The organism is Enterobacter chuandaensis (assembly GCF_039718975.1).
Classification (GTDB): Bacteria; Pseudomonadota; Gammaproteobacteria; order Enterobacterales; family Enterobacteriaceae; genus Enterobacter; species Enterobacter chuandaensis.
This window is the reverse complement of sequence record NZ_CP097173.1, coordinates 921,629-948,276: the sequence shown is the minus strand read 5'-3', so window position 1 is coordinate 948,276 and position 26,648 is coordinate 921,629. Positions and strand designations below refer to the sequence as shown.

The following is a 26,648-nucleotide window of genomic DNA, read 5'->3' as shown; positions in this document are numbered from 1 at the left end:
AACACGGCCTGCCGGTTTATTAGAAAGCCGACAGGCCGGGAAAGATAGCGTTAAACGGGTGACGTTTAGTCTTGTTGATCGATCTTACGCTCAAGAGACTTGAGTCGCTTGCTCATATCATCAATGTTCATCACCAGAGCTGCTGTTTTACGCCATACCTTGTTGGGTTGCAGCGGAATGCCGGAGGAATAGACGCCGGGTTCAGTGATAGGACGCATTACCATGCCCATGCCCGTCACCGTCACCTTGTCGCATATTTCCATGTGGCCATTAATCACGCTCGCGCCGCCAATCATGCAGTAACGACCAATTTTCAGGCTGCCCGCCATGATGACGCCCCCCGCAACCGCGGTATTGTCGCCAATCACAACGTTATGCGCAATCTGGCACTGGTTATCGATGATAACACCATTGCCAATGATCGTGTCGTCAAGTGCACCACGGTCAATGGTGGTACAGGCGCCGATCTCCACGCGATCGCCAATAATAACGCGACCAAGCTGCGGGATCTTAACCCAATTACCGCGATCGTTCGCGTAACCAAAGCCATCTGAACCAATCACGGTACTGGATTGGACGAGGCAATTTTCGCCGATTTCAACTTCATGATAAACGGACACATTGGCCCATAAACGGGTTCCAGCGCCGATTTTCGTATTTTTCCCAACGAAGCATCCCGGGCCAATCACGACGTTATCGCCCAGCTCAACGCCAGATTCGATAACCGCATTTGCGCCAACGGCCACGTTGTTACCCAGCTTGGCCGTCGGATCAATCGCTGCACTGGCAGCAATGTTCTGCGCCGGCTGCGGCGTGGTATCAAGAATTTGAGCCATACGTGCATACGTCAGGTAGGGATTTTTCACTACCAGCGCGCTTCCAGTGGCAAAGGGAAGATCGTCCTGCGTCAGAACAACTGCTGACGCCTGGCATTGAGCCAGTTGTTCACGGTACTTAGGGCTTACCATGAAGGTAATCGTGCCAGCTTTAGCAGATTGCATGGACGCAACAGCGGTGATGACGATATCGCCATCACCGTGTAATTCTGCATCCAACTGCTGAGCTAAATCAGCCAGTCGAATTGAAGGCATTACTTATTTAACCTGTTTCAGAACATCAGCGGTGATGTCTTTAACATCGCTGCTGTTGAAAGCAACGGCGTTCGCATCAACAACCAGATCGATGCTCTGATCGGCAGCAACTGCTTTAACAGCAGTCTGAATGCGAGTCACCAGCTTGCCACGCTCTTCGTTAGAACGACGCTGACGATCCTGCTCGAAAGCCTGTGCTTTCTGGGAGAAGGTCTGGCGCTGAGCCATAACGTCTTTTTCCAGTTTGCTGCGATCGCTTGCTTTCATGGTAGAACCATCACGCTGCAGACGCTGCATTTTAGACTGAAGATCGCCTTCCATACGCTGCAGTTCGCTCGCACGGCCTTTGAATTCGTTTTCCAGAGTCGCAGAAACACCGGTTTTCTGAGCGACTTGCTGGAACAAATTACCCATGTTGACGATTGCGATTTTGTCTGCTGCCTGAGCAGAAGTTGCCATCGCTAAACCGAGACCTGCAGCTAATAACCACTTTTTCACAATTAACTCCTTACCATCCCATTGGCACCAGAAGGTACCGTTCTTTGCGTGGCAAGGCGACCGTTTGACCGATCGCCGGTTGTCAGCGCTACACTGCCAACGCATTCCATTGCAGCGAATTATTACCAGGTTTTACCAATGTTAAACTGGAACTGCTCCGCTTTGTCTCCATCGTATTTCTTAAACGGCTGGGCGTAGGAGAAGACCAACGGCCCCAGCGGTGACATCCATTGTAATGCGATACCGGCTGACATGCGAATATTGCTCGGATCGCTGTAGTCCGGTACGCCAGCCAGACGCATCTGATCGGTGTTCTGCCAGTTCGTGTCCCACACCGTACCCGCATCCCAGAAGAAGGACGTACGTACGGAGTTCGCGTATTTGTCACTGATAAACGGCGTCGGCGTGATGAACTCGAGGCTCGCCACGGCCATAGCGTTACCGCCTACTGCATCATCAGAGCTACATACTTGTTTTGGATCACGGCTTGCGCAGTTATCTTCGTCATTGCCGCCGTAATAAACCGCTTTCGGACCAATGTTATTGGACTGGAAGCCACGCACGGTGCTTGAACCACCCGCATAGAAGTTCTCATAGAACGGCAACTCTTTACTGCCGATACCGTCACCATAGCCCCAACGGGTACGACCCAGAACCACCCACTTGTGATCGTCATCAATCGGGAAGTAGGACGCGGTATCCAGCGTCACCTTGTAGAACTCGTTATCGGAACCAGGAATGGTTACTTTACCGTTCAGGTTGACGCGAGAACCTTCCGTTGGGAAGTAACCACGGTCAAGACGGTTGTAAGTCCAGCCGTAGTTGAAGGTGAAGTCATCCGCCGCAAAGCCGTTGTCATCGCTGGATGTGCTTGCAGACTGGCCGATAGAGTCCAGATAACGCCACATCGCCACCTGCGGTTGCATGTTGGACAGGTCGTTATGCACATAACCTAAGCCCGCACGCAGGGTATTGTATTCGTTAACCGGGAAGCCAAGCGTTCCGTCCACACCGTAACTTTTGTTGGTGTAGGAAGACAGATCCGCGTCATCCGCTTTAAAGTCGTTATAGAAGATACGACCGCCCAGGCTCACACCGTCAACGGTGAAGTATGGGTTGGTAACGGAGAATTCAGAGTAGGTCTGGTAGTCGTTTTTGGTACCGTTAATACCAACAGAGTAACCCGTACCCAGCCAGTTATCCTGCTGGACGCCGACCTGGAAGCTAACGCCGCTTTCCGTGCCGTAGCCCACACCGAAGTTAAAGCTACCGGTGTTACGCTCTTTCACTTTATAAACGACATCAACCTGATCCGGACTGCCCGGGATACGCTGGGTTTCAGTGTCCACGGTTTCAAAATAGCCCAGACGGTTCAGACGCTCTTTACCCTGGTCAACGAGGTCGCTGCCCAGCCACGCACCTTCCATCTGACGCATTTCGCGACGCAGAACGGAATCTTTAGAGGTGTCGTTACCGACGAAGCGGATCTTACGCACGTAGAAACGGTTACCCGCATCAACGTTAACGTGCAACTTAACAGTTTTATCCGTGTCGTTGATTTCCGGCTGAGTCTGTACGCGCGGATAGGCATAACCATAGCGGCCGAGCAGCTTCTTAATGCTGTCTTCCATCTTGGTGACTTTGGAGCCGCTATACAAATCGCCCGGCTGAATTTTGGTCAGCGATTCGATTTCAGCAGAATGCCCCGCCAGGTTACCACTCACTTCAACACCTGAAAGCTTGTACTGATCGCCTTCAGTAATGTTAACCGTGATATAGATCCCTTTCTTGTCCGGCGTCAGGCTCACCTGAGTCGAGTCAATGTTGAAACGGGCGTAACCGCGATCCAGATAGTAGCTGCGCAGGGTTTCAAGGTCGCCCGCCAGTTTCTGTTTCTGGTATTTACGATCGCCAACCACGTTCCACCACGGCACTTCATCGCGCAGCTGGAAGGTCGAGATCAGTTCGTCGGTGCTGAACGCGTGGTTACCCACGATGTTGATCTGCTGGATCTTCGCAGAAACACCTTCCTGGAAGACCAGCTTCAGATCAACACGGTTACGCGGGAGCGGAGTGACAACCGCTTTCACGCTGGCGCTGTATTTACCGACGCTGTAGTAGAAGTCTTCCAGACCTTTTTCAATGTCTGAAAGGGTTGTGCGGTCCAGAGACTCACCCACACGAACACCGGATGCTTCAAGGTTTTGCTTGAGCATGTCATCTTTCACCGACTTGTTGCCGGAGAAAGTGATACTGGCGATCGTTGGACGTTCTTTTACCTGTACCAGCAGCGTATCACCATCGCGCAGGACGCGGACATCCTCGAAGTTGCCGGTGGCAAACAGAGCACGGATGGTGTTACTGATATCATCATCATTAACCGTATCGCCGGGGCGCACAGGCATACTGAGGAGGGCCGCACCAACGGCGACACGCTGAAGGCCTTCGAAATGAATGTCTTTCACTACGAACCCGTCAGCACCGTATACGGTGGCGCTGCTAAACAGCAGCGACGCTATGAGCAACTTTTTCATCGCCATCGTTATTATGCGTTCTTCCTAACTAACTCTCTTACAACCGAGAGAAATCATTGAAAAGTGCAAGCCCCATTAACAGCACCAGCAAAATCGAGCCAATGCGATAACTAAAGTCTTGAACTCGCTCGGATACCGGCCCGCCTTTTAGCTTTTCAATCGCTAAAAACAGCAGATGACCCCCGTCTAAAACGGGAAGCGGGAACAGGTTGATTATCCCAAGGTTCACGCTAATAAGCGCGAGGAACATGAGATAGTAAATCACCCCGAACTCCGCTGACATCCCAGCCCCCTGAGCAATCGAAATTGGCCCACTGAGGTTGTTCAGTTTCACATCACCGGTTATCAATTTCCCCAACATGTTGACCGTCAGCTTCATCAGTTGCCATGTTTTATCCGTGGCTTCAAGAATGGCGCTGAACGGCCCATACTGGCGTATTGTCTTGTACTCATCTGGCAGCGGGATCACTTTTGGCACAACGCCTGCGAACCCTTCTGCCTTTTTGCCGACCGGCTTCGTATCCGGGATCAGCGTCAGCGAAAGCGGACTGCCTTGCCTTTCAACTTCCAGCGCGAGGGACGTCCCCGGATTATCGCGCACCAGAGTAACAAAGGTCATCCACTCTGTTAATGGTTGACCATCGACTTTAACGATCCTGTCACCAGCTTGCAAACCCGCTTTGCTCGCCGCCGAATTTGCCTGTACTTCGGCTAATACCGGCTCAATCTGCGCGCCGCGGGGACGAATGCCCAGCGCAGCAACGGGATCCTCTTTGTCTGGCTCGAAACGCCAGTGGCGTAAATCCAGTACTTTGTCCTGACGCGCGTCTGATCCAAACGGCGATACGCTGATGGTGGTCTGCGGATCGCCTATTTTGGCTACCAGCTGCAGTCGCACGGCATCCCAATCAGGGGTTTCGATGCCATCAATCGCTTTAAGTTCCATCCCGGAGGTAATTTGCGCACTCGCCGCGATGGAGTCAGGGGCAATTTCCCCTACAACCGGACGCACGCCAGGGACGCCGATGATAAACACCAGCCAGTAAGCGAAAATCGCGAAGATGAAGTTGGCTACCGGTCCGGCAGCGATGATGGCGGCGCGTTGTCCAACGGTTTTGTTATTGAACGCGCTGTGTCGTAGCTCGGGGGCGACAGGCTCAACGCGTTCGTCGAGCATTTTGACGTAGCCGCCAAGCGGGATAAGGGCGATGACAAATTCCGTGCCGTGACGGTCGGTGCGCGTCCAGAGTGATTTGCCAAAACCAATGGAGAATCGCTCTACCCGCACACCACAACGGCGAGCAACCCAGAAATGGCCAAATTCATGCACGGTAATCAGTACACCCAGTGCAACAATGAACGCCGCCAGATTCCAGAGAATGCTCAGCATAAAACCTTCCGTTAAATCGTCCCGAATACCAGTAAAAGCAGGCAAGCAAATACTGGAACAGCCGCTGTCAGGCTGTCAATGCGATCCAGTATACCGCCATGCCCTGGAATAAGATGTCCGCTGTCCTTAATCCCTGCTTCACGCTTAAACATACTTTCGGTTAAATCACCGAGCACTGAGGCAAGTGCAGCAAAAATCGAGCACACCAGCAGTATTGACGGTGCCACTGCCAGATCTGCCCAGACGCCATAGCCCCAGGAGATGATCGCTGCCGTAAACAAGCCGCCGATGAAGCCTTGCCAGGTTTTTCCCGGAGACACTTTTGGCGCCAGTTTATGTTTGCCAAACAGTTTACCAAACATATACGCCCCGGAGTCAGCCCCCCAGACGAGAATCATCACATACAGCAGCCAGATCGCACCGCTGTAGTGGTTTTCATCATAGTGCCAGGCGCGCAGCGCGACCATTCCCCAGAAAAAGGGAACAATGGTGAGCAAACCAAAAATAAGTCGCAGCACTTTAGAATTACGCCAGATTGCGGCTGATCCTGGATAAAAAAGCACCAGCAACAGCGCAGCAACCCACCAGGCCAACGATACCCATAAGGAGCCGGCAACTAGCGGTTGACGAATATCATGGTGATATTCAGGCAACGTAAACAGCATTATGGCCAGGATTAAGCCACAAAGTACCGCAAGCCATACTCGCTGACTGCGCGAGGTAAAGCCGCTAAACTGTCCCCATTCCCACGCGGCGAGCATGCACACCACCAGCGTAACAATGGCGAATCCCACCGGGGGCAGTAAAAACAGCGCCGCAATGACAATGGGTATTAAAACAAAAGCGGAAATCAGGCGATACTTCAGCAAAAGCTACCCCCATCAGGCTTTGTCGCCACCTGGCTCGGTGCCGCCGAAACGACGCTCTCGATTGGCAAAGGCATGCAGCGCACCTTCAAAGTCTTGTTCATCAAAATCGGGCCAAAGAACATCCGTAAAGTAAAGTTCAGCATAGGCAATTTGCCATATCAAAAAGTTACTTATGCGATGTTCCCCCCCTGTCCTAATTACCAAATCCACAGGTGCCAGTTCATTCATGCAGATTTGCTTGCTCAGCGCCTCTTCATCAATCTGGTCGGGTCTCAACAGCCCTTCCTGAACCTGTTCGGCCAGATGCCGAACGCCCTGGATAATATCCCAGCGTCCACCGTAATTCGCCGCAACGTTGAGCGTCAGACCGGTATTATTTTCCGTCAGCGCTTCTGCTTTACGAATCCGTTCCTGCAAACGTGAGTTAAAACGACTGGTATCGCCAATGATGCGCAGGCGTACGTTGTGGCGGTGCAGGCTTTTTACTTCGCTGTCTAGCGCCCACACAAACAATTCCATCAACGCGGTTACTTCCTGCGGAGGTCGATTCCAGTTTTCACTGCTAAAAGCATAGAGCGTTAACGCATCAATGCCGTTATTGGCGGCAAAAGAGACGGCGCGGCGAACAGATTTCGCCCCTGCTTTATGCCCAAAGGCTCGTATTTTCCCTTGTCTTTTCGCCCAGCGCCCATTGCCATCCATAATAATTGCTACATGACGGCAGCCATGAGCTGGCAAGTTTTCGCTTATTGGTTGATTCGCAGACAACATAACGCGTTTTTTGTCCCTGAAAAGGATTTAACGGTACTCAGGAATACTTAAGCCTGTACATAAAAAAGCCGTGTCAAACCACGGCTTACCTGACCACATAAAGTCAAATTCCTGCGATCAGGTGGCGCAGACTATATCACTGAAGCCCAACGCTAACAAATAGCACGACCACTAGTGCTTGCTTTATCACCAGCTTGCGAGACGTGTCACCTGTTTACGCGCAATATCACGAGCAGCTGTATCCACCGCCAGCACCTCTTCCACGCTTTGTGGCTCGCGCAAATCCATCATGTCCAGTACCGATAAATTTAAGGTCGCAATATCGGTAAAACGGATCTGCTGATTCAGAAATGCGTCAACGGTAATTTCATTGGCTGCATTCAGTGCCGTGGTCGCCGCCTGTCCCTGGTCAAAGGCATTCATTGCAAGCTTCAGACAAGGATAACGATCGTAGTCTGGTTCACTGAACGTCAGAGAACTGAGCTTACAGAAATCAAGCGGCTTCACGCCGGATTTCACCCGGTTTGGCCATGCCATTGAATGGGCTATAGGCGTACGCATATCCGGCTCGCCCAGCTGTGCCAGCACGCTGCCATCTTGATAGCGTACCATCGAGTGAATCACCGACTGCGGGTGGATCAGTACTTCCATCTGTTTCGCCGACGCATTAAACAGCCAGCGAGCTTCAATGTATTCCAGACCTTTGTTCATCATGGTGGCAGAATCGACGGAGATTTTACGCCCCATTGACCAGTTCGGATGACGGCACGCCTGATCCGGCGTCATTGCGCGCAGTTCAGACAGTGGCGTTTCACGGAACGGGCCACCAGACCCGGTAAGCAGAATCGACACCACGCCATTCTGCTCCAGGTCAGCGTACCCCAGGTTCTGTTGAAAAGGTTGCGGTAAACTCTGAAAAATGGCGTTGTGCTCGCTGTCGACCGGTAAAAGTCGCGCCCCGCGCTGTTTTACCGCGTCCATAAACAGGCGGCCGCAGGTGACAAGAGACTCTTTATTAGCGAGCAAAACGTCTTTACCCGCATCGATCGCGGCAAGTGTCGGCAGCAGCCCGGCTGCCCCGACGATGGCCGCCATAACCTGATCAACCTCATCCAGCGCCGCCATCTCGCAGGCCGCCTGCTGGCCACTCAGCACCTCGGTTTGGCTGCCCTTCTCACGCAGCTGTGCTTTCAGCAGACGTGCGCTCTGTTCGTCATCCATCACCGCATAGCGGGGCATAAACTCCAGGCACTGCTCAGCCATACGCTGCACATTCTTACCGGCCACCAGCGCTGTCACGGTGTAAAGATCAGGATTATGGCGGACGACGTCGAGAGTACTGCAACCGATGGAGCCGGTTGAGCCGAGGAGTGTTAAATGCTTCATGAGATGCCCGAAAAAAGTTAGACCAGATAAAAGCAAAACGCCGCCAGCAAGACCCGAAGTCCCTCTGAACGGCGTTTATCAGTGTACGACAGAAATCAGAACTGCATCAGTTCCGCTTCTTTTTCTGCCAGCGCCGCATCAATTTTCTTGATGGCCGCGTCGGTCATTTTCTGAATGTCGTCCTGAGAACGACGATCGTCATCTTCGCTGATCTCTTTTTCTTTCAGCAGTGCTTTCACTTTATCGTTCGCATCACGACGTACGTTACGCACAGAAACACGACCCTGCTCAGCTTCACCGCGAACCACTTTGATCAGGTCTTTACGACGCTCTTCCGTCAGCGGAGGCAGTGGAACGCGAATGTCAGCGCCCGCAGAGCTTGGGTTCAGACCCAGGTCAGAGGCCATGATTGCTTTCTCAACGGCCGGGCTCATAGAGCGATCGAAGACGTTGATTTTCAGCGTACGGGTATCTTCAACCGTTACGCTCGCCAGCTGACGCAGAGGGGTTGGCGTACCGTAGTATTCTACGATGATGCCATCCAGCAGGCTTGGGGAAGCACGGCCAGTACGGATTTTACTGATTTGGTTTTTGAACGCTTCTACGCATTTGTCCATGCGTACTTCAGCATCTTTTCTGATGTCGTTAATCACGTTACGAATCCTTGAAAACTTGTCTCAGGCAGACTATCCGCCAGCACAGCGCTACAGGTGTGCTAAGTATAGTCGCGTTTAATTCATGACAACGCCAAAGGCGCGTCCAGGTAAGATACCACTACAAAGTAAAGCGGAATCTTACCTGTATTTATCGTCGACGGAAATTATTCCGTGATCAAAGTGCCTTCTTTTTCGCCCATAACCACGCGACGCAGTGCGCCAGGCTTGTTCATGTTGAAGACACGGATCGGCAGTTTGTGGTCGCGAGCCAGCGTGAAGGCGGCAAGATCCATCACTTTCAGCTCTTTATCCAGCACTTCGCTGTAGCTCAGCTGATCGTACATGGTCGCTGAAGGATCTTTTGCCGGGTCGGCAGTAAACACGCCGTCTACTTTGGTCGCTTTCAGCACCACATCGGCTTCGATTTCGATACCGCGCAGGCAGGCAGCGGAATCGGTGGTAAAGAACGGGTTACCCGTACCGGCGGAGAGGATCACCACGCGGTTGTTGCGCAGCAGGCTGATGGCTTCTGCCCAGCTGTAATTATCGCATACGCCATTCAGGGGGATCGCGGACATCAGGCGGGCGTTCACATAAGCGCGATGCAGCGCGTCACGCATTGCCAGGCCATTCATCACGGTTGCCAGCATCCCCATGTGGTCGCCCACAACGCGGTTCATCCCCGCTTTCGCCAGACCAGCACCACGGAAAAGGTTGCCACCGCCAATGACCACGCCAACCTGGATACCCAGTTCGACCAGTTCTTTGATTTCCTGTGCCATGCGATCAAGGATGCTTGCGTCAATACCGAAGCCTTCCGATCCCTGCAGCGCTTCGCCACTCAGCTTAAGCAGAATGCGTTTGTACACGGGTTTTGCATTGGTAGCCATGTTTCTTTCCTGAGACTGTCAACGATTAAGATGGGGGTTAATTCTGGCGACATGATATGCCGCAAATCAGCACAGCGATACTGGAGCCTGTCTGATTTCCTGTGAAGGGTGACAAAAAGAAGCCGCCCTCAGGCGGCTCCTTTTCAATCATTAAGACTGCTTGGACATTGCAGCAACTTCTGCTGCGAAGTCAGTCTCAACTTTCTCGATGCCTTCGCCCACTTCGAAGCGGATGAAGCCAGTTACGTCAGCATTGTGCTCTTTCAGCAGCTGAGCAACAGACTTGCTTGGATCCATAACGAAAGGCTGGCCAGTCAGAGAAACTTCGCCGGTGAATTTCTTCATGCGGCCTTCAACCATTTTCTCTGCGATTTCTTTTGGCTTACCAGACTGCATCGCGATGTCCAGCTGTACCTGGTACTCTTTCTCTACCACTTCAGCAGACACGTCTTCTGGCTTAACGAATTCTGGTTTGCTTGCAGCGATGTGCATTGCCAGCTGTTTAACCAGCTCTTCGTCAGCGCCTTTAGCCGCAACCAGAACACCGATACGTGCGCCGTGCTGGTAAGAACCCAGCACTTCGCCTTCCAGGGAAGATACGCGACGGATGTTGATGTTCTCACCGATTTTAGCAACCAGCGCAACACGTTCTTCTTCGAACTGTGCTTTCAGAACTTCAACGTCAGTGATTTTGCCAGCAACAGCTGCGTCCAGTACTTTGTTCGCAAATGCCTGGAAACCGCCATCTTTAGCAACGAAGTCAGTCTGGCAGTTAACTTCCAGAATGATACCGTAGGTGCCGTCGATTTTAGTGATGATCACGCCGTCAGCAGCAACGTTGCCTGCTTTCTTAGCTGCTTTGATCGCACCGGATTTACGCATGTTTTCGATTGCCAGCTCGATGTCGCCGTTCGCTTCAGTCAGCGCTTTTTTGCAATCCATCATGCCTGCGCCAGTACGCTCGCGCAGCTCTTTTACCAGGGATGCGGTAATTTCAGCCATTCTTAAATCCTCGGGAGATGTGAACTGCCCGGCCGGAGGCCAAACAGTGTAAATTGAAAAAAGGGGCCGATAATGGGCCCCTATTCATACACGGTACTAATAAGGGGTAAAACCTTATTATTCAGCTTCTACGAAGCTTTCTTCCGCCTGAGAAGCCAGATCCTGGGAACGGCCTTCACGAACGGTAGCAGCTACAGCGCTCAGGTACAGGCTAACAGCACGGATTGCGTCGTCGTTACCCGGGATAACGAAGTCAACACCGTCCGGATCGGAGTTGGTATCAACGATAGCGAATACCGGGATACCCAGGTTGTTAGCTTCTTTGATAGCGATGTGCTCGTGGTCTGCATCGATTACGAACAGCGCGTCTGGCAGGCCGCCCATATCTTTGATACCGCCCAGACTGTTTTCCAGCTTGTCCAGTTCACGAGTGCGCATCAGCGCTTCTTTCTTAGTCAGCTTGTCGAAAGTACCGTCCTGAGACTGGGTTTCCAGATCTTTCAGGCGCTTGATGGACTGACGAACAGTTTTCCAGTTGGTCAGCATGCCGCCCAACCAGCGATGGTTCACGAAGAACTGGTCGCAGCTGTTAGCAGCATCTTTCACAGCTTCGCTTGCAGCGCGCTTAGTACCAACGAACAGAATCTTACCTTTACGGGAAGAGATCTTGTTCAGCTCAGCCAGGGCTTCGTTGAACATTGGTACAGTTTTCTCAAGGTTGATGATGTGAACTTTGTTACGCGCGCCGAAGATGAAAGGCTTCATTTTCGGGTTCCAGTAACGGGTCTGGTGACCGAAGTGAACACCAGCCTTGAGCATGTCGCGCATGGAAACAGTTGCCATGTTTTAAAACCTCTATATTGAAAGTTGGGGTTATGCCTCCACGTATCCCATATTACCGACCCCGAAGGGCACCCCGGAATATGTGCCGATACGTGTGTGTTGTTACACAAAGTGAGATTTGTCGCTTCCGTCCAGCCTGTGTATCTGAGATGGATCGGAAGTCCGGCGCGCTTTATACCACAAAACACGACCAGAAACCAACAGTTGTTGGCGGAGTGTGCTGTTAATGATTCTCAATTTGGCACAGAGCGTGCCTGACTGATACCATTGACGACACTTAGACTAGTATTGTCGAAAAAATCGACACCGATGGACAGATTACATGGCTATCTCTATTAAGACACCTGAAGAAATTGAAAAGATGCGCGTCGCCGGTCGTCTGGCCGCGGAAGTGCTGGAAATGATCGAGCCGTTCGTGAAACCGGGCGTCAGCACCGGCGAACTGGATCGCATCTGTAACGACTATATCGTCAACGAGCAGCACGCGGTTTCCGCCTGTCTCGGCTACCACGGCTTCCCGAAATCCGTCTGCATTTCTATTAATGAAGTGGTTTGCCACGGTATTCCGGACGACGAAAAACTGCTGAAAGACGGCGACATCGTCAATATCGACGTGACCGTCATTAAAGACGAGTACCACGGTGACACCTCGAAGATGTTCATCGTTGGCAAACCAACGATTCTGGGCGAGCGTCTGTGCAAAGTGACGCAAGAGAGCCTGTACCTGGCGCTGAAAATGGTTAAGCCGGGTATTCGCCTGCGCACCATCGGTGCGGCAATCCAGAAGTTTGTGGAAGCGGAAGGTTTCTCCGTGGTGCGCGAATACTGCGGTCACGGCATTGGCCGCGTCTTCCATGAAGAACCACAGGTTCTGCACTATGATGCCGATGACGGCGGCGTAGTGCTACAAAAAGGCATGACCTTCACCATCGAACCGATGGTCAACGCCGGTGACTACCGCATCCGCACCATGAAAGACGGCTGGACGGTGAAAACCAAAGACAGAAGCTTGTCTGCCCAGTACGAGCATACTATTGTGGTAACGGACAACGGCTGCGAAATTATGACGTTGCGCAAGGATGACACCATCCCGGCGATACTGACGAACATTGAGTGATAAAAGAGCCGGCAAATGCCGGCTTTTTTAATGGCGATAGCTTTTTCTTATGGGTGGCGCACGATGAGTAATCTTTTACCCGAACAGTATGCTAACACAGCACTTCCCACCCTCCCTGACCAGCCCGATAACCCGGGCGTCTGGCCGCCGCACGAGCTGACCTGCGCGCATATCAAAGCCCATATGGATGTTTTCCACCGCTGGCTGGGCAGCGCGTTCGACGCGGGCGTCTCTGCCGAGCAGCTCATCGAAGCACGCACCGAATTTATCGACCAGCTCCTGCAGCGTCTGTGGATAGACTACGGTTTCGGGCAGGTGAGCGACGTCGCGCTGGTTGCAGTCGGGGGCTATGGCCGCGGTGAGCTGCATCCACTCTCCGATATCGACCTGCTGATCCTGAGCCGCAAAAAGCTGCCGGACGAACAGGCGCAGAAAATAGGCGAGCTGCTGACCCTGCTCTGGGACGTCAAGCTGGAAGTGGGCCACAGCGTGCGCACCCTGGAAGAGTGTCTGCTGGAAGGATTATCCGACCTGACCGTCGCCACCAACCTGATTGAAACCCGCCTGCTGATTGGCGACGTCGCGCTGTTCCTGGAGCTGCAAAAGCACATCTTCAGCGATGGCTTCTGGCCCTCAGAAAAATTCTTCGCCGCCAAGGTCGAGGAACAAAACCAGCGCCACCAGCGCTACCACGGCACCAGCTATAACCTCGAACCCGATATCAAAAGCAGCCCCGGCGGCCTGCGCGACATCCACACCTTACAGTGGGTCGCCCGCCGCCACTTTGGCGCCACCTCGATGGACGAGATGGTCGGCTTCGGCTTCCTGACCGAGGCCGAGCGTAACGAGCTGAACGAATGCCTGCACCTGCTGTGGCGCATCCGTTTTGCCCTGCATCTGGAAGTCACGCGCTACGATAACCGCCTGCTGTTTGACCGTCAGCTCAGCGTGGCGCAGCGTCTGAATTACCAGGGCGAAGGCAACGAGCCGGTTGAGCAGATGATGAAGGATTTCTTCCGCGTCACCCGCCGGGTTACCGAGCTGAACCAGATGCTCTTACAGCTGTTTGATGAAGCGATCCTTGCCCTGACGGCGGACGAAAAGCCGCGCCCGATTGATGACGAATTCCAGCTGCGCGGCACGCTGATCGATCTGCGCGACGAAACGCTGTTCATCCGCGAGCCGGAAGCGATCCTGCGGATGTTCTACACCATGGTGCGCAACAGCACGATCACCGGGATCTACTCCACCACCCTGCGCCATTTGCGCCATGCACGCCGCCATCTGACGCAGCCTTTGTGTTACATCCCGGAAGCGCGCTCGTTGTTCCTGAGCATGCTTCGCCACCCGGGTGCCGTCAGCCGCGGGCTGCTGCCGATGCATCGCCACAGCGTACTGTGGGCCTATATGCCGCAGTGGTCACACATCGTCGGGCAGATGCAGTTCGATCTGTTCCACGCCTATACGGTGGATGAACACACCATCCGCGTGATGCTTAAGCTGGAAAGCTTTGCCAAAGAAGAGACACGTTCCCGCCACCCGCTGTGCGTAGAACTGTGGCCGCGCCTGACCCATCCGGAATTAATTCTGATTGCCGCCCTGTTCCATGACATCGCCAAGGGCCGCGGCGGCGACCACTCGGTGCTGGGCGCGCAGGACGTGCTGAAATTTGCCGAACTGCACGGTCTCAACTCACGTGAAACGCAGCTGGTCGCCTGGCTGGTGCGCCATCACCTGCTGATGTCGGTCACCGCCCAGCGTCGCGATATTCAGGATCCTGAGGTTATTAAGCAGTTCGCCGAAGAGGTGCAAACGGAAAACCGTCTGCGCTATCTGGTCTGCCTGACGGTGGCGGACATTTGCGCCACCAACGAAACGCTGTGGAACAGCTGGAAGCAGAGCCTGCTCCGCGAGCTGTACTTCGCCACCGAAAAACAGCTGCGACGCGGGATGCAAAATACCCCGGACATGCGCGAGCGCGTGCGTCATCACCAGCTGCAGGCGCTGGCGCTGCTGCGGATGGATAACATTGATGAAGAGGCGCTGCATCAGATCTGGGCCCGCTGTCGTGCCAACTATTTTGTCCGCCACAGCCCAAATCAGCTTGCCTGGCACGCGCGGCACCTGCTAAAGCACGATCTGTCTCAGCCGATGATCCTGCTCAGCCCGCAGGCCACGCGCGGCGGAACGGAAATTTTCATCTGGAGCCCGGACAGGCCTTACCTGTTTGCTGCCGTCTGCGCCGAGCTGGACAGGCGTAACCTGAGCGTTCACGACGCGCAGATTTTTACCACCCGCGACGGCATGGCGATGGATACCTTTATTGTGCTGGAGCCGGACGGCAGCCCGCTGTCGTCGGACAGGCATGAAGGGATACGCTTCGGTCTGGAGCAGGCGATTACCCAGCGCAGCTGGCAGCCGCCGCAGCCGCGTCGCCAGCCGGCTAAATTACGCCACTTTACCGTCGATACCGAGGTCAATTTCCTGCCGACCCACACCGACCGTAAATCATTCCTGGAACTGATCGCGCTCGACCAGCCTGGGCTGCTTGCCCGGGTCGGCCAGGTTTTTGCCGATCTGGGAATTTCGCTTCATGGCGCCCGAATTACAACCATTGGCGAGCGAGTAGAAGATTTATTTATAATCGCCACCGCAGACCGGCGTGCCCTTAATAATGACCTGCAGCTTGAAGTGCAACAACGGTTGACAGCAGCCCTCAATCCAAACGATAAAGGGTGACGTGTTTTTTAGTGAAATGGAAAGAGTAAACAATGCAGCAGTTACAGAACGTTATTGAGTCCGCTTTTGAGCGTCGCGCCGAGATCACCCCGGCAAATGTGGATACCGTGACCCGTGAAGCGGTAAACCAGGTTATTTCCCTGCTGGATTCCGGCGCCCTGCGCGTGGCAGAAAAAATCGACGGTCAGTGGGTCACTCATCAATGGCTGAAGAAAGCCGTGCTGCTCTCTTTCCGTATCAACGATAACCAGGTTATCGACGGAGCAGAAAGCCGCTACTTCGATAAAGTACCAATGAAATTCGCGGATTACGATGAAGCGCGTTTTCAGAAAGAAGGCTTCCGCGTGGTACCACCAGCGGCGGTTCGTCAGGGCGCGTTCATCTCACGCAACACCGTACTGATGCCATCCTATGTAAACATCGGTGCATACGTTGACGAAGGTACCATGGTTGATACCTGGGCAACCGTCGGCTCCTGCGCGCAGATTGGTAAAAACGTTCACCTGTCCGGCGGTGTCGGCATCGGTGGCGTTCTGGAGCCACTGCAGGCTAACCCGACCATCATTGAAGACAACTGCTTCATCGGCGCACGTTCTGAAGTGGTGGAAGGCGTGATCGTGGAAGAAGGCTCCGTGATCTCTATGGGCGTTTACATCGGCCAGAGCACCCGTATTTACGACCGCGAAACCGGCGAAGTGCACTACGGTCGCGTTCCTGCGGGCTCCGTGGTCGTTTCCGGTAACCTGCCATCAAAAGACGGTAAATACAGCCTGTACTGTGCGGTGATCGTGAAGAAAGTAGATGCGAAAACCCGCGGTAAAGTGGGCATCAACGAACTGCTGCGCACTATCGACTAATCCCCGACGCGTTGATAAACCGGGACCCGCCTGTGCGTCCCGGTATAATCATCAAAGACGTCCGTTTCCGCTGTCGCGATCGCCATTCCCTTTTTTCGCAACCCTGCGATATCCGCCGCTATACGCTGGCTGCCCAGCCAGAACAGCCCGTCGAGAGCCGTCACAGCCAGACCCGACTCCAGCGCCAGCTTCAGTCGCTCACGCGGCGCTTTTACCTCTTTGGCAATCTGCCGGAAAGGCTCTGCCGTCAGCCCGGTGGGATCGATCCGTCGAATGCGGGTACTCATACGGTACTGAAAAGCCTCGGGAATCGCATTAAGATCGGCTTTCAGGCTGTACACGCAGCCAAAGCGCTTACCGTTAAAGATGACGTTCTTCTGGTTTAGCTGAAACTCATCGCGCAGCCCGGCGATAAGCTGCGGGGCGCGGGTCAGTACCAGTCGGAACGGCAGTTCGAAGCTGGTGACATAATCCACGTTCAGCAAGGCAATACGTAAACGCTCTTCCGCACCCGCCTTTAACTGGCGGCACTCTGCGGCAACTTCTGCCCACTGGTGCGTGAGCCTTGGGCTCTCCTCGGCGGCACCAAAGCTGTATTTTTCAATTTGATAATCAATGCGTCCTGACATGTCATTATCCCCGCGGGCTACGCTTTTGTGCGATAACTTTGCCTCATTTCCTCGCTTTTGAATACCCGTCTCGCTCGCCTTTTCCCGCGGCTATCGTGATACTGCGTTAGCGTTGTGAGGGGAGATTCATGTATTCCATGGATTTCCGCTTGACGTAGTGGTTAAAAACAACAATAAACGAGTGGGGGCAATGCACCTTCCCTGCCCGGTAATTTCAGTGAAATGTAATCAGGATCGACCCCGCTTTTTTTGTATATGAGGGTGGCAAAAAGGAATTTTTTCATTAATTATTCAAAGGTTATGTTGAGATAAGGGTACCGCTATGTACGATAATCTGAAAAGTCTGGGCATTACCAATCCTGATGAAATCGATCGTTACAGCCTTCGCCAGGAAGCCAACAACGACATTCTAAAAATCTATTTTCACAAGGATAAAGGAGAGTTTTTCGCCAAGAGCGTGAAGTTTAAATATCCACGCCAGCGTAAGACCGTCGTCGCTGACGGCGTAGGACAAGGGTACAAAGAGGTGCAGGAAATCAGCCCTAACCTGCGTTATGTGATCGATGAGCTCGATCAGATTTGCCAGCGCGATCGCACTGAAGTCGATCTCAAACGTAAGATCCTCGATGATTTGCGTCATCTTGAAAGCGTTGTCACCAACAAGATCAGCGAGATTGAAGCGGATCTTGAGAAATTAACGCGCAATAAATAAGTTAGGTGCGGCCTGATCCCCTCACCCCGACCCTCTCCCACAGGGAGAGGGTGAAAACCGCACACAGCATCATCTCTGCTCGTCCAGCTGCAGCGCCACGTACAGCAGCAGCCTGTCGTCAAAGTTTCCCAAATCCAGCCCCGTCAGCTCCGAAATTCGGTTTAGCCGGTACTCAAGCGTATTGCGGTGAATAAACAGCGCTTTTGAGGTCGCCAGCGGCTGCACGTTATGGCGGAACCACGCCTGCAGCGTCCGGCGCAGCAAGCCGTTGTTGTCCATCGCTTTCAGGCGCGCTAACGGACGCGCCAGCTCATTGGCCTGCCAGCCGCCACGCAGACTGTCGAGCAGCACCGGCAGCATCAGATCCTGGTAGAAATAACTGCGGCTCTCGGGCATCCGCTGCTTGCCCACCATCATGGTGGTGCGCGCAGTGCGCCAGGAGCGGGCGATGCTGCCCGGCCCGGTAAAGTAATTGCCCAGCGCAACGCGAAAACGCAGCTGACCATTCTCCTTCATCCGGGAGATCAGCAGCTCCACGCGGCGACGATGATCCTCCGCATCCCAGCGGCCAAACGCATTGAGCGCCGGTTTGAGCACCACCATTTCCGTAAGCGAGACGATCGCCACCAGGTTGTCGCGCTCCGGCGTCGCCAGCGCATTTTGCAGCTGCTGCAGCTCAGCCATCGCGCTGTCAACGCCAAGCTGGCCGCTGTCGACCTCAATCACCGCCACCACGCGCGGCTGGTTGAGATCGATCCCCAGACGCTGCGCCCATTCGCTGAGTGCAGGCGTATGCTCTTCCGCCTGTATCAGGTTCATTACCAGCTCTTCGCGTAAACGGCTGTCCTGGGCAAGCAGGTGCATCAGGCGCGACTGCTCCAGCATCATTTCCGCCGTCATACAGACCAGCTCGCCGTATTTCCGCAGGGATTCCGGTTCACCCGTCAGGCCGATAACGCCAACAATTTCCCCTTCCAGACGCAGCGGCAGGTTGATCCCCTGGCGTACGCCGTGCAGGTGTTTCGCTACCGCATCATCAATATCGACCACGCGCCCCTGAGAGAGCACCAGCAGCGCACCTTCGTGCAATTCACCAATACGCTCGCGATCGCCGCTGCCAATAATGCGCCCGCGGGCATCCATTACGTTGATATTGGTATCAATGATGCGCATAGTGCGCGCCACAATATCCTGCGCCATTTTGGTATCAAGATGCCAGCCAGCCATGTAACCCTCCTGTGAGCAGAGCTCAAGCATAGGGAAGTTCAGCAACGACTGCATTGTGCGAATGCACAAAGTGATAAGGGGAAGTATGGAGTTGCGGTAGGGGTCACAGAAACGAGAAAGCCCCTGCGTACAGGGGCTTAAGAGGATTACTGCATCAACAGGTAGATTGAGGTGTCACCACGCTGGATATTCAGTGCCAGCACGGACGGTTTGCTGTCGAGAATTTTGCGCAGTTCAGCGATGTTTTTCACCGGCTGTTGGTTAGCCCCCATGATCACATCACCTTTTTTCAGGCCGATACGGGCAGCCGGGCTGTTCGCCTTCACGTTGTTCACCACCACGCCTTTGTCCTGGCCCTTGTTGCTCATCTCAGCCCCTTCAATACCGCTGAAGATAGTGCTGGAATCCACCTGATTCTGGCTGCTCTGCTGCAGTTCCAGGCTCACGTTAACCGGTTTACCGTCACGCAGCAGGCCGAGGGTCACTTTGCTGCCAATCGGCATAGAACCCACTTCCGCGCGCAGGGCAGCAAAGCTGCTGATCGGCTTACCGTTCAGGGAGGTGATCACATCCCCCGCTTTAATGCCTGCTTTCGCCGCTGAGGAGTTCGGCATAACCTGGCTGACGAACGCACCGCGCTGCGCATCCACCTTCATTGCTTTTGCCAGCTCGGAGTTCAGCTCGGTCCCCATAATACCCAGCTCACCGCGTTTCACCTGGCCGTACTGCACCATCTGAGCAGTCAGGTTTTTCACCATGTTGCTCGGGATAGCAAAGCCGATACCGATGTTGCCGCCGTCCGGTGCCAGGATTGCGGTGTTGATACCGATCAGCTCGCCGTTCAGGTTCACCAGCGCACCGCCAGAGTTACCGCGGTTAATGGCCGCATCCGTCTGGATGAAGTTTTCATAGTTTTCCGCATTCAGGCCGCTACGGCCCAGCGCAGAGACGATACCGGAGGTCACGGTTTCGCCCAGACCGAACGGGTTACCGATAGCGACGGTGTAATCACCCACGCGCAGCGCATCGGAGTCGGCAATTTTAATCGCCGTCAGGTTTTTCGGATCCTGAATCTGGATCAGCGCGATGTCGGAGCGTGGGTCTTTACCCACCACTTTGGCGTCGAACTTACGGCCATCGCTCAGCTGAACCTTAATGCTGTTCGCGTTATCAACAACGTGGTTGTTGGTCACGACGTAGCCTTTCGCCGCATCAATAATCACCCCTGAACCAAGCGCCATGAATTTCTGCTGTTGGCCGCCGCCCTGGCTGTCATCCCCGGCACCACCGCCCTGACAGAACGGGGAACTCTGGAATGGCGAACCGTCCTGGCAGAACGGTGAATTATCACCAAAGAACTGCTGGAAGTTACGCGGCATACGCGGCGTATTGACGGTCGTGCTACCTTCAACGTTAATACTCACCACCGATGGCATCACTTTTTCGAGCATCGGTGCCAGGCTTGGCATCTGCTGCGCGGTTGCTGCCGACGACGCGGTCTCGGCTGCAGTAGCAGTCAGAGGAGACAGCGCTAAACCTAAACTCAGAGCCAGTGCACTCATTGCTAATGTGGTTTTTTTCATGTTTCTCAATCTCGATTTACAGGTAACGCAAAATTGCTGTGTAACTCAGATTCATTTTATACCGCTTAGTTCCGGCCATAAGTTTATGGAAAAGGTAAAAATTTATTGGTCGTCTTTACAAAACTCTGGAATTATTCCACGGCCATGAGCTTGCGGTATTCATCCCAGGCATACAAATCGGTCATGCCGCTGATATAGTCCTGGATTAGACGGCAGCGATAATAATATTCCATCACCGGCCACTGGAGTGATTGCCGATCCAGTTTGCCAATCGCTTCGACATACGCCAGCCGATGACGGGTAGAGAGTTTCTGGTAAAGCCGGGATTCGATAGGAATTCGCCGCACGCGCTCTTTTTCCACCAGCTCACTGAAGTCGTCCGTCGTCAGGTTGAGCAAGGGAGAATAAATCTCCAGTAACCCACTGATTACCCGGTATCCCTGCAGTTCCAGCTGTTCAACGTCAGGATGGCTGAACACATGCCGCATCGCCACATGCTTATAAAGTTCAAGAAGCTGGCTGAAGCTGCTGTCGTCTTCCAGCAGCGCATGATTGAATTCCCCGCTGAAGATCAGCGGCAAATTATCAATAAAGCGCGAGGCGGCATACGGCACCAGTTTATTTAATGTATTGACCCGCAAATACATAAAGAACTGATCTTCCGTACTGCGGCTTAACGTATTTGAGCGCGATTTTTCCCAGGCATTTTCGACAACCTGGGCAAACAGCGAGCCTTTTTCATGGTGTCCCCATGCCGCATAAAGATGCTGATAAAGCTCCTCAACGCTGAATATTCTTTTCTCAACGGCATCTTCCAGGTCGGCCACGCAATAGGAAATATCGTCAGCGGCTTCCATAATCCACGTCAAAGGGAAGCGGCCGTTTGGCGTCAGGGAAAGTTCTTTACGCAGCCGTTCAATATAGGCCTCTTCAGAAAGGTAATAACCCGGCTTTTTCATTAAATAACTGTGGGAGGCAGGCGTCTCACCCATCCACCATGCGGGGCGGGTATATTTCAGAATGCAGCCGACCTGCGCCCAGGTCAGGTTCATGCGCATCAGGGAATGCACCAGCCGGATCCCCTGCGCGTTGCCCTCAAAGTGACAGAGATCCTGGCGCACTTTGCGGCGCAGATCGTTCAGCCCCTCTTCACCTTCGCGCAGGCGTAAATCGCGCACGATGCAGCGGTCATCACTGAGGGGCTGGCTTACCGCATCCGACGGATAAAGCCGCTGCTTAAACCAGTCATTGATAGCCGCCTCGCCGAAATGGCCAAAAGGCGGGTTGCCGATGTCGTGCATCAGGCAAGCCATCTCAACGATGCTCTCAAAAGGGCCCGTCAGCTCATCCAGGCCATAGGTTTCCAGTAAACGTTGCTCTTTAAGGCGGCTTAAAATCTCTTTGGCGATATAACGCCCGACCTGCTGGACTTCCATGGAGTGGGTTAAGCGTGTGCGCACCGCGGCGTTACGCTCCAGCGGGAACACCTGGGTCTTTTGCTGTAAACGCCGGATGGCGGGCGAGTTAATGATCCTGCCGCGATCGCTTTCGAAGATACGCAGGATCTCATGTTCGCTCTTTTCGCCCTGCGGCGAACGGAAACGACGGTGCCAGTTAATTTTGGTACGAAAATCGATTGGTGACATGTGCTCCCCCGCGTGAGAATGCGTTTCCCCTTAACCGCATGATAGACTATGCATCTTAACAAGGCACATCGCGAGTAAATCTATGAAAATCGGCATTATTGGTGCAATGGAAGAAGAAGTTACGCTGCTGCGTGACAAAATTGAGAACCGTCAGACCCTCTCTCTGGGTGGTTGTGAGATCTACACCGGCCAGCTGAACGGTGTTGACGTGGCTCTGCTGAAATCAGGCATCGGTAAAGTGGCTGCTGCGCTGGGTGCGACCCTGCTGCTTGAACGCTGCAAGCCGGACGTGATCGTTAATACCGGCTCTGCGGGCGGCCTGGCGCCGACGCTGAAAGTGGGCGATATCGTTGTCTCCGACGAAGCGCGCTACCACGACGCCGATGTCACCGCGTTCGGTTACGAGTACGGCCAGCTTCCCGGCTGCCCGGCAGGGTTCAAAGCTGACGATAAACTGATTGCCGCGGCTGAAACCTGCATTGCTGAGCTCAATCTCAACGCGGTACGCGGCCTGATTGTCAGCGGTGATGCGTTCATCAATGGTTCCGTCGGTCTGGCGAAAATCCGTCATAACTTCCCGCAGGCCGTCGCTGTTGAGATGGAAGCCACCGCAATTGCGCACGTTTGCCATAACTTCAGCGTACCGTTCGTGGTGGTGCGCGCCATCTCTGACGTGGCAGACCAGCAGTCCCACATCAGCTTTGATGAGTTCCTGGTCGTTGCGGCAAAACAGTCCACTGTGATGGTGGAACGCCTGGTGCAGAACCTGGCACGTGGCTAAACGGTCTATCAGGGCGCTGGTCGCCCTGCTCCTCCTCGCACCGGCGTGGCTGTTCGCCGCGCCGCGTGTGATTACTCTCTCCCCCGCGAATACCGAATTGGCGTTTGCCGCCGGGATCACCCCCGTTGGCGTCAGCAGCTTTTCGGATTATCCCCCGCAGGCGGCCGACATTGAGCAAGTAGCAACCTGGCAAGGGATGAATCTTGAGCGCATCGTGGCGCTTAAACCGGATCTCGTGCTGGCCTGGCGCGGCGGTAACGCCGAGCGGCAGGTCAACCAGCTTACCTCGCTTGGCATCAAGGTCATGTGGGTTGACGCCGTAAGCATTGAGCAGGTCTCTCAGGCGCTGCGCGCCCTGGCACCTTATAGCCCCACGCCGAAAAAGGCCGAGGCTGCGGCGAAGCAGATGCTCAGTGACTACGCCGCGCTGAAAGCCCGATACGATACCCCTGTTAAAAAGCGCATCTTCCTGCAGTTTGGCAGCCAGCCGCTATTCACCACCGGTAAAGGCTCCATTCAGAATCAGGTCCTGGAAGTGTGCGGCGGAGAAAATATCTTTGCTGCCAGCCGGGTGCCGTGGCCTCAGGTGAGCCGCGAGCAGGTTCTGGCGCGCCAGCCGCAGGCCATCGTCGTGGTCGGAAGTGCGAGCGAAATTCCTAAAATTGAACAATTCTGGCAAAGCCAGCTAAAAATTCCGGTGATCCCGCTCAACGGCGACTGGTTTGAACGCGCCAGCCCGCGTATTATCCTCGCCGCAAAACAGCTCTGTGCCGCCCTGGCAGAGGGTCATTAACATACGTTCGAGGATTTAACGATGCTCGTTTATTGGCTGGATATTCTTGGTACAGCCGTTTTTGCTATCTCCGGCGTCCTGCTCGCCGGAAAACTACGCATGGATCCGTTTGGCGTGCTGGTGCTGGGCGTGGTGACCGCCGTTGGCGGCGGGACAATTCGCGACATGGCGCTGGCAAATGGCCCGGTATTTTGGGTGAAAGATCCCACCGATCTGGTGGTGGCGATGGTGACCTGTCTGTTGACCATCGTGCTGGTTCGCCAGCCTCGCAGACTGCCAAAATGGATATTGCCAGTGCTGGATGCCGTCGGTCTCGCCGTGTTTGTCGGCATTGGCGTCAATAAGGCGTTTAATGCGGGTACCGGCCCGATGGTAGCGATCTGCATGGGCGTATTGACCGGCGTTGGCGGCGGGATCATTCGCGATATCCTGGCGCGTGAAGTGCCGATGATCCTGCGGACTGAAATCTATGCCACTGCCTGCATAATTGGTGGGATCGTTCACGCTACGGCGTACTACACCTTTGCGGTTCCGCTGGAAAATGCGGCCATGCTGGGTATGGTCGTGACGCTGGTGATACGTTTAGCGGCGATACGCTGGCACCTGAAGCTGCCGACGTTTGCGCTGGATGAGAATGGCAGGTAAATGCAAAACGGTAACCACCAGGTTACCGTTTTTAGCGTTTTGTCGGGATGAGGGCATCAGCCCACCCCCTCTTAAATACTGAACGACGAACCACACCCGCAGGTGCTTGTTGCGTTCGGGTTGGTCACGACAAAGCGCGAACCTTCCAGACCTTCGGTGTAATCCACCGAACCGCCCACCAGATACTGCAGGCTCATCGGGTCAACAACCAGCGCGACGCCCTGTTTCTCAATGGTCATATCGCCGTCGTTAACCTGATCGTCAAAGGTAAAACCGTACTGGAAGCCGCTGCAGCCGCCACCGGTAATATAGACACGCAGTTTCAGATCCGGATTGTCTTCGTCGGCAATCAGGGTTTTCACTTTGTTGGCTGCTGCTTCGGTAAACTCCAGCGGCAACGCTACGTCATCACTCATCTTATGCTCCCATGAATACTGCCATTGGGTAAAATTCACCCAATTCTTTTCGTCATTATCTAATACCCTGGTAATTCATTCAAGTATTCTGCGCGGCGGCCCGCTCCGCCTCTTGTTTTGCCAGGGTTCGCGCGAGGATAGTGGAGTATAGCGGTTTTCCACCCAGGAACTGGGCTAATAGTGTCGCCCCGAGACAGGTAATGATCATTGGCAAAATGAGCTGGTAATTGTCCGTCATCTCCAGCACCAGCACGATGCCGGTCAACGGCGCGCGCAGGGATGCGGCCAGCAGCGCCCCCATCCCGGCCACTGCGAAGGTGCCGGCGTCCAGATGGTAAGCGGGGAACCCCGCCTCAGCCGCCATACCAAACGCGGTACCGAGCAGCGTACCCAGCGCCAGCATTGGGGCAAAAATCCCGCCAGGCGCACCGGAGGAGAAGCACAGTACCGTCGTGATGACCCGGGAGATAAACATAAACAGCAGCAAACCCACGCTGAAGTTTCCGGCTGCGGCAATGGGGATCAGCCCGAAGCCACCGCCAGCAGCATTCGGCTCGATAAAGCCGAGCACACCGCACATCCCGCCCAGCAGACCGCCCATCAGCACCCATTTCGTGGTATTCCCGCCGTGAATACGCTGGAACATATCCTGAGCGCGCAGGATAAAGGTGTTAAACAGCGGCCCCACTACGCCAAAAATCATGCCGAGGATCAGGTAAAGCCACAGGGTGTTGACCGGCGCGTTGGTCAGTTTACCCACTTCAATCACCGCTCCCTCGCCATTGAAGATGCGAAAAACGATGCTCGACATAATGACGCCAGTAAACACCGCTTTAATGGAGATCAGGTTGTAGCGGAACTGTGCGCGCATCTCTTCGATGATGAACAAAATACCGGCCAGCGGCGCGTTAAACGCCGCAGAAAGCCCCGCAGCTGCACCGGTGGCCAGCAGCGTATGGCGCGCTTCAGCGCTGCGCATCCGAAACAGATCGCCCACCATGCGGCCGACGTTTCCCCCGAGCTGTACCGTTGGCCCTTCCCTGCCGAGCACCATTCCCGCACCAAGCGTCCCCATACCGCCAATGAATTTAACCGGAATCACCCGCCACCAGCGCACCGGACGCAGCTCCTCCAGCGCACCTTCGATTTCCGGGATGCCAGACCCGCCCGCCTCCGGGGCGAACTTACGCACCAGAAAATATCCCACCATGGCAAACAGCGCAGACAGGCCGAATGCTGCCACCCAGACCAGCCATTCGCGCTCGGCGAAACCGGCTACGGTCCCCACTCGCCAGTTGAGTACGGCATTAACTGCTTTTTCAAACGCCACGCCAACCAGGCCAGCAAGGGTACCCACCACCGCAGCGGCCAGCAGGATCGCCAGCGGCGTTTTATCGCGATTGAGCAGCCGCCGAATGCTGATTCGGTGCCGGGCGCGCGTAAACTGTTGTTCTTCAAAAGACGGAGAATCTGATTTCATGTCCTGTTCTTATTCGTCATACAAAAAGCCGCGAGGATTTTACCAGAGACCTTCCCTGCGTCGTCTGAAAAATACTTAACAAATCTTAAAGCA

General features: G+C 54.3%; 24 protein-coding genes. 7 read left to right on the top strand and 17 right to left on the bottom strand.

From position 1 onward, the window contains the following. Positions 1–65 precede the first annotated feature (65 nt). The 11 genes from lpxD to rpsB form a co-directional block, all read right to left on the bottom strand. A complete protein-coding gene (gene lpxD / locus MX657_RS04585; protein WP_041911190.1) occupies positions 66–1,091 on the bottom strand; it encodes a UDP-3-O-(3-hydroxymyristoyl)glucosamine N-acyltransferase in 1,026 nt (341 codons plus the stop codon). A 3-nt stretch (positions 1,092–1,094) separates the two neighbouring features. After that, positions 1,095–1,589 (bottom strand): molecular chaperone Skp, encoded by a 495-nt coding sequence (skp, locus tag MX657_RS04580; RefSeq protein WP_014882635.1) that lies wholly within the window; start codon positions 1,587–1,589, stop codon positions 1,095–1,097. Positions 1,590–1,711: 122 nt separating this feature from the next. After that, positions 1,712–4,129, bottom strand: coding sequence for an outer membrane protein assembly factor BamA (gene bamA, locus MX657_RS04575; protein ID WP_080328754.1), 2,418 nt, complete (start codon positions 4,127–4,129; stop codon positions 1,712–1,714). A 31-nt stretch (positions 4,130–4,160) separates the two neighbouring features. Beyond that, complete coding sequence (rseP, locus tag MX657_RS04570) at positions 4,161–5,513, bottom strand: sigma E protease regulator RseP (RefSeq protein ID WP_346807470.1); 1,353 nt, start codon at positions 5,511–5,513, stop codon at positions 4,161–4,163. Positions 5,514–5,524: 11 nt separating this feature from the next. Continuing rightward, a complete protein-coding gene (cdsA, locus tag MX657_RS04565) occupies positions 5,525–6,382 on the bottom strand; it encodes a phosphatidate cytidylyltransferase (protein WP_080328753.1) in 858 nt (285 codons plus the stop codon). Between the two features lie 12 nt (positions 6,383–6,394). Continuing rightward, a complete protein-coding gene (ispU, locus tag MX657_RS04560; RefSeq protein WP_028015581.1) occupies positions 6,395–7,153 on the bottom strand; it encodes a (2E,6E)-farnesyl-diphosphate-specific ditrans,polycis-undecaprenyl-diphosphate synthase in 759 nt (252 codons plus the stop codon). 186 nt (positions 7,154–7,339) lie between these two features. Then, entirely contained in the window at positions 7,340–8,539 is a 1,200-nt protein-coding gene (gene ispC, locus MX657_RS04555) for a 1-deoxy-D-xylulose-5-phosphate reductoisomerase (RefSeq protein WP_119915988.1), read from the bottom strand. A gap of 95 nt (positions 8,540–8,634) precedes the next feature. Continuing rightward, the gene (gene frr, locus MX657_RS04550; RefSeq protein ID WP_003856180.1) at positions 8,635–9,192 is read right to left on the bottom strand and encodes a ribosome recycling factor; all 558 of its coding nucleotides are present in this window, start codon (positions 9,190–9,192) and stop codon (positions 8,635–8,637) included. A 167-nt stretch (positions 9,193–9,359) separates the two neighbouring features. Next, entirely contained in the window at positions 9,360–10,085 is a 726-nt protein-coding gene (pyrH, locus tag MX657_RS04545) for a UMP kinase (protein WP_008501910.1), read from the bottom strand. A gap of 150 nt (positions 10,086–10,235) precedes the next feature. Then, positions 10,236–11,087 (bottom strand): translation elongation factor Ts, encoded by an 852-nt coding sequence (gene tsf, locus MX657_RS04540; protein ID WP_028015579.1) that lies wholly within the window; start codon positions 11,085–11,087, stop codon positions 10,236–10,238. Between the two features lie 117 nt (positions 11,088–11,204). Beyond that, positions 11,205–11,930 carry a 30S ribosomal protein S2 gene (rpsB, locus tag MX657_RS04535; protein ID WP_003856207.1) on the bottom strand — a complete coding sequence of 242 codons (726 nt, stop codon included), beginning with the start codon at positions 11,928–11,930 and terminating at the stop codon, positions 11,205–11,207. Positions 11,931–12,252: 322 nt separating this feature from the next. Between rpsB and map the strand changes: the two genes are divergently transcribed. From map to dapD, 3 genes are all read left to right on the top strand, one after another. Further along, entirely contained in the window at positions 12,253–13,047 is a 795-nt protein-coding gene (gene map / locus MX657_RS04530) for a type I methionyl aminopeptidase (protein WP_014882626.1), read from the top strand. A 63-nt stretch (positions 13,048–13,110) separates the two neighbouring features. Further along, complete coding sequence (gene glnD / locus MX657_RS04525; RefSeq protein WP_008501914.1) at positions 13,111–15,786, top strand: bifunctional uridylyltransferase/uridylyl-removing protein GlnD; 2,676 nt, start codon at positions 13,111–13,113, stop codon at positions 15,784–15,786. Positions 15,787–15,818: 32 nt separating this feature from the next. Next, positions 15,819–16,643 (top strand): 2,3,4,5-tetrahydropyridine-2,6-dicarboxylate N-succinyltransferase, encoded by an 825-nt coding sequence (gene dapD, locus MX657_RS04520; RefSeq protein WP_119915990.1) that lies wholly within the window; start codon positions 15,819–15,821, stop codon positions 16,641–16,643. Here dapD and MX657_RS04515 read toward each other — a convergent pair. Further along, a complete protein-coding gene (locus MX657_RS04515; protein WP_119915991.1) occupies positions 16,640–17,272 on the bottom strand; it encodes a DNA-binding protein in 633 nt (210 codons plus the stop codon). The two genes, dapD and MX657_RS04515, sit on opposite strands and share 4 nt — an antisense overlap. 322 nt (positions 17,273–17,594) lie before the next feature. Between MX657_RS04515 and MX657_RS04510 the strand changes: the two genes are divergently transcribed. Next, entirely contained in the window at positions 17,595–17,984 is a 390-nt protein-coding gene (locus MX657_RS04510; RefSeq protein ID WP_008501916.1) for a DUF3461 family protein, read from the top strand. Positions 17,985–18,053: 69 nt separating this feature from the next. Here MX657_RS04510 and cdaR read toward each other — a convergent pair whose 3' ends face one another. From cdaR to dgt, 3 genes are all read right to left on the bottom strand, one after another. Next, on the bottom strand, positions 18,054–19,211 hold the full coding sequence (gene cdaR / locus MX657_RS04505) for a DNA-binding transcriptional regulator CdaR (protein ID WP_023334570.1): 1,158 nt from the start codon (positions 19,209–19,211) through the stop codon (positions 18,054–18,056). 146 nt (positions 19,212–19,357) lie between these two features. Further along, positions 19,358–20,794, bottom strand: a complete 1,437-nt coding sequence (degP, locus tag MX657_RS04500) for a serine endoprotease DegP (protein ID WP_080328749.1) — start codon at positions 20,792–20,794, stop codon at positions 19,358–19,360. 131 nt (positions 20,795–20,925) lie between these two features. Continuing rightward, positions 20,926–22,440 carry a dGTPase gene (dgt, locus tag MX657_RS04495; protein WP_119915992.1) on the bottom strand — a complete coding sequence of 505 codons (1,515 nt, stop codon included), beginning with the start codon at positions 22,438–22,440 and terminating at the stop codon, positions 20,926–20,928. A gap of 82 nt (positions 22,441–22,522) precedes the next feature. Here dgt and mtnN point away from each other — a divergent pair, with 82 nt between their 5' ends. The 3 genes from mtnN to MX657_RS04480 are packed head-to-tail and all read left to right on the top strand — an operon-like array spanning position 22,523 to position 24,659. Beyond that, positions 22,523–23,221 carry a 5'-methylthioadenosine/S-adenosylhomocysteine nucleosidase gene (mtnN, locus tag MX657_RS04490; RefSeq protein ID WP_119915993.1) on the top strand — a complete coding sequence of 233 codons (699 nt, stop codon included), beginning with the start codon at positions 22,523–22,525 and terminating at the stop codon, positions 23,219–23,221. Continuing rightward, a complete protein-coding gene (gene btuF, locus MX657_RS04485; protein WP_346807459.1) occupies positions 23,214–24,014 on the top strand; it encodes a vitamin B12 ABC transporter substrate-binding protein BtuF in 801 nt (266 codons plus the stop codon). The genes mtnN and btuF overlap by 8 nt, the downstream gene beginning before the upstream one ends. 21 nt (positions 24,015–24,035) lie before the next feature. After that, positions 24,036–24,659: a TRIC cation channel family protein gene (locus MX657_RS04480; protein WP_080328745.1), complete on the top strand. Its 624-nt coding sequence runs from the start codon at positions 24,036–24,038 to the stop codon at positions 24,657–24,659. Between the two features lie 71 nt (positions 24,660–24,730). Here the strand turns inward: MX657_RS04480 and erpA are convergent, their stop codons facing one another. Beyond that, positions 24,731–25,075 (bottom strand): iron-sulfur cluster insertion protein ErpA, encoded by a 345-nt coding sequence (gene erpA, locus MX657_RS04475; RefSeq protein ID WP_013095643.1) that lies wholly within the window; start codon positions 25,073–25,075, stop codon positions 24,731–24,733. Between the two features lie 79 nt (positions 25,076–25,154). Beyond that, positions 25,155–26,555, bottom strand: a complete 1,401-nt coding sequence (gene clcA / locus MX657_RS04470; RefSeq protein WP_119915995.1) for a H(+)/Cl(-) exchange transporter ClcA — start codon at positions 26,553–26,555, stop codon at positions 25,155–25,157. Between the last annotated feature and the right edge of the window lie 93 nt (positions 26,556–26,648).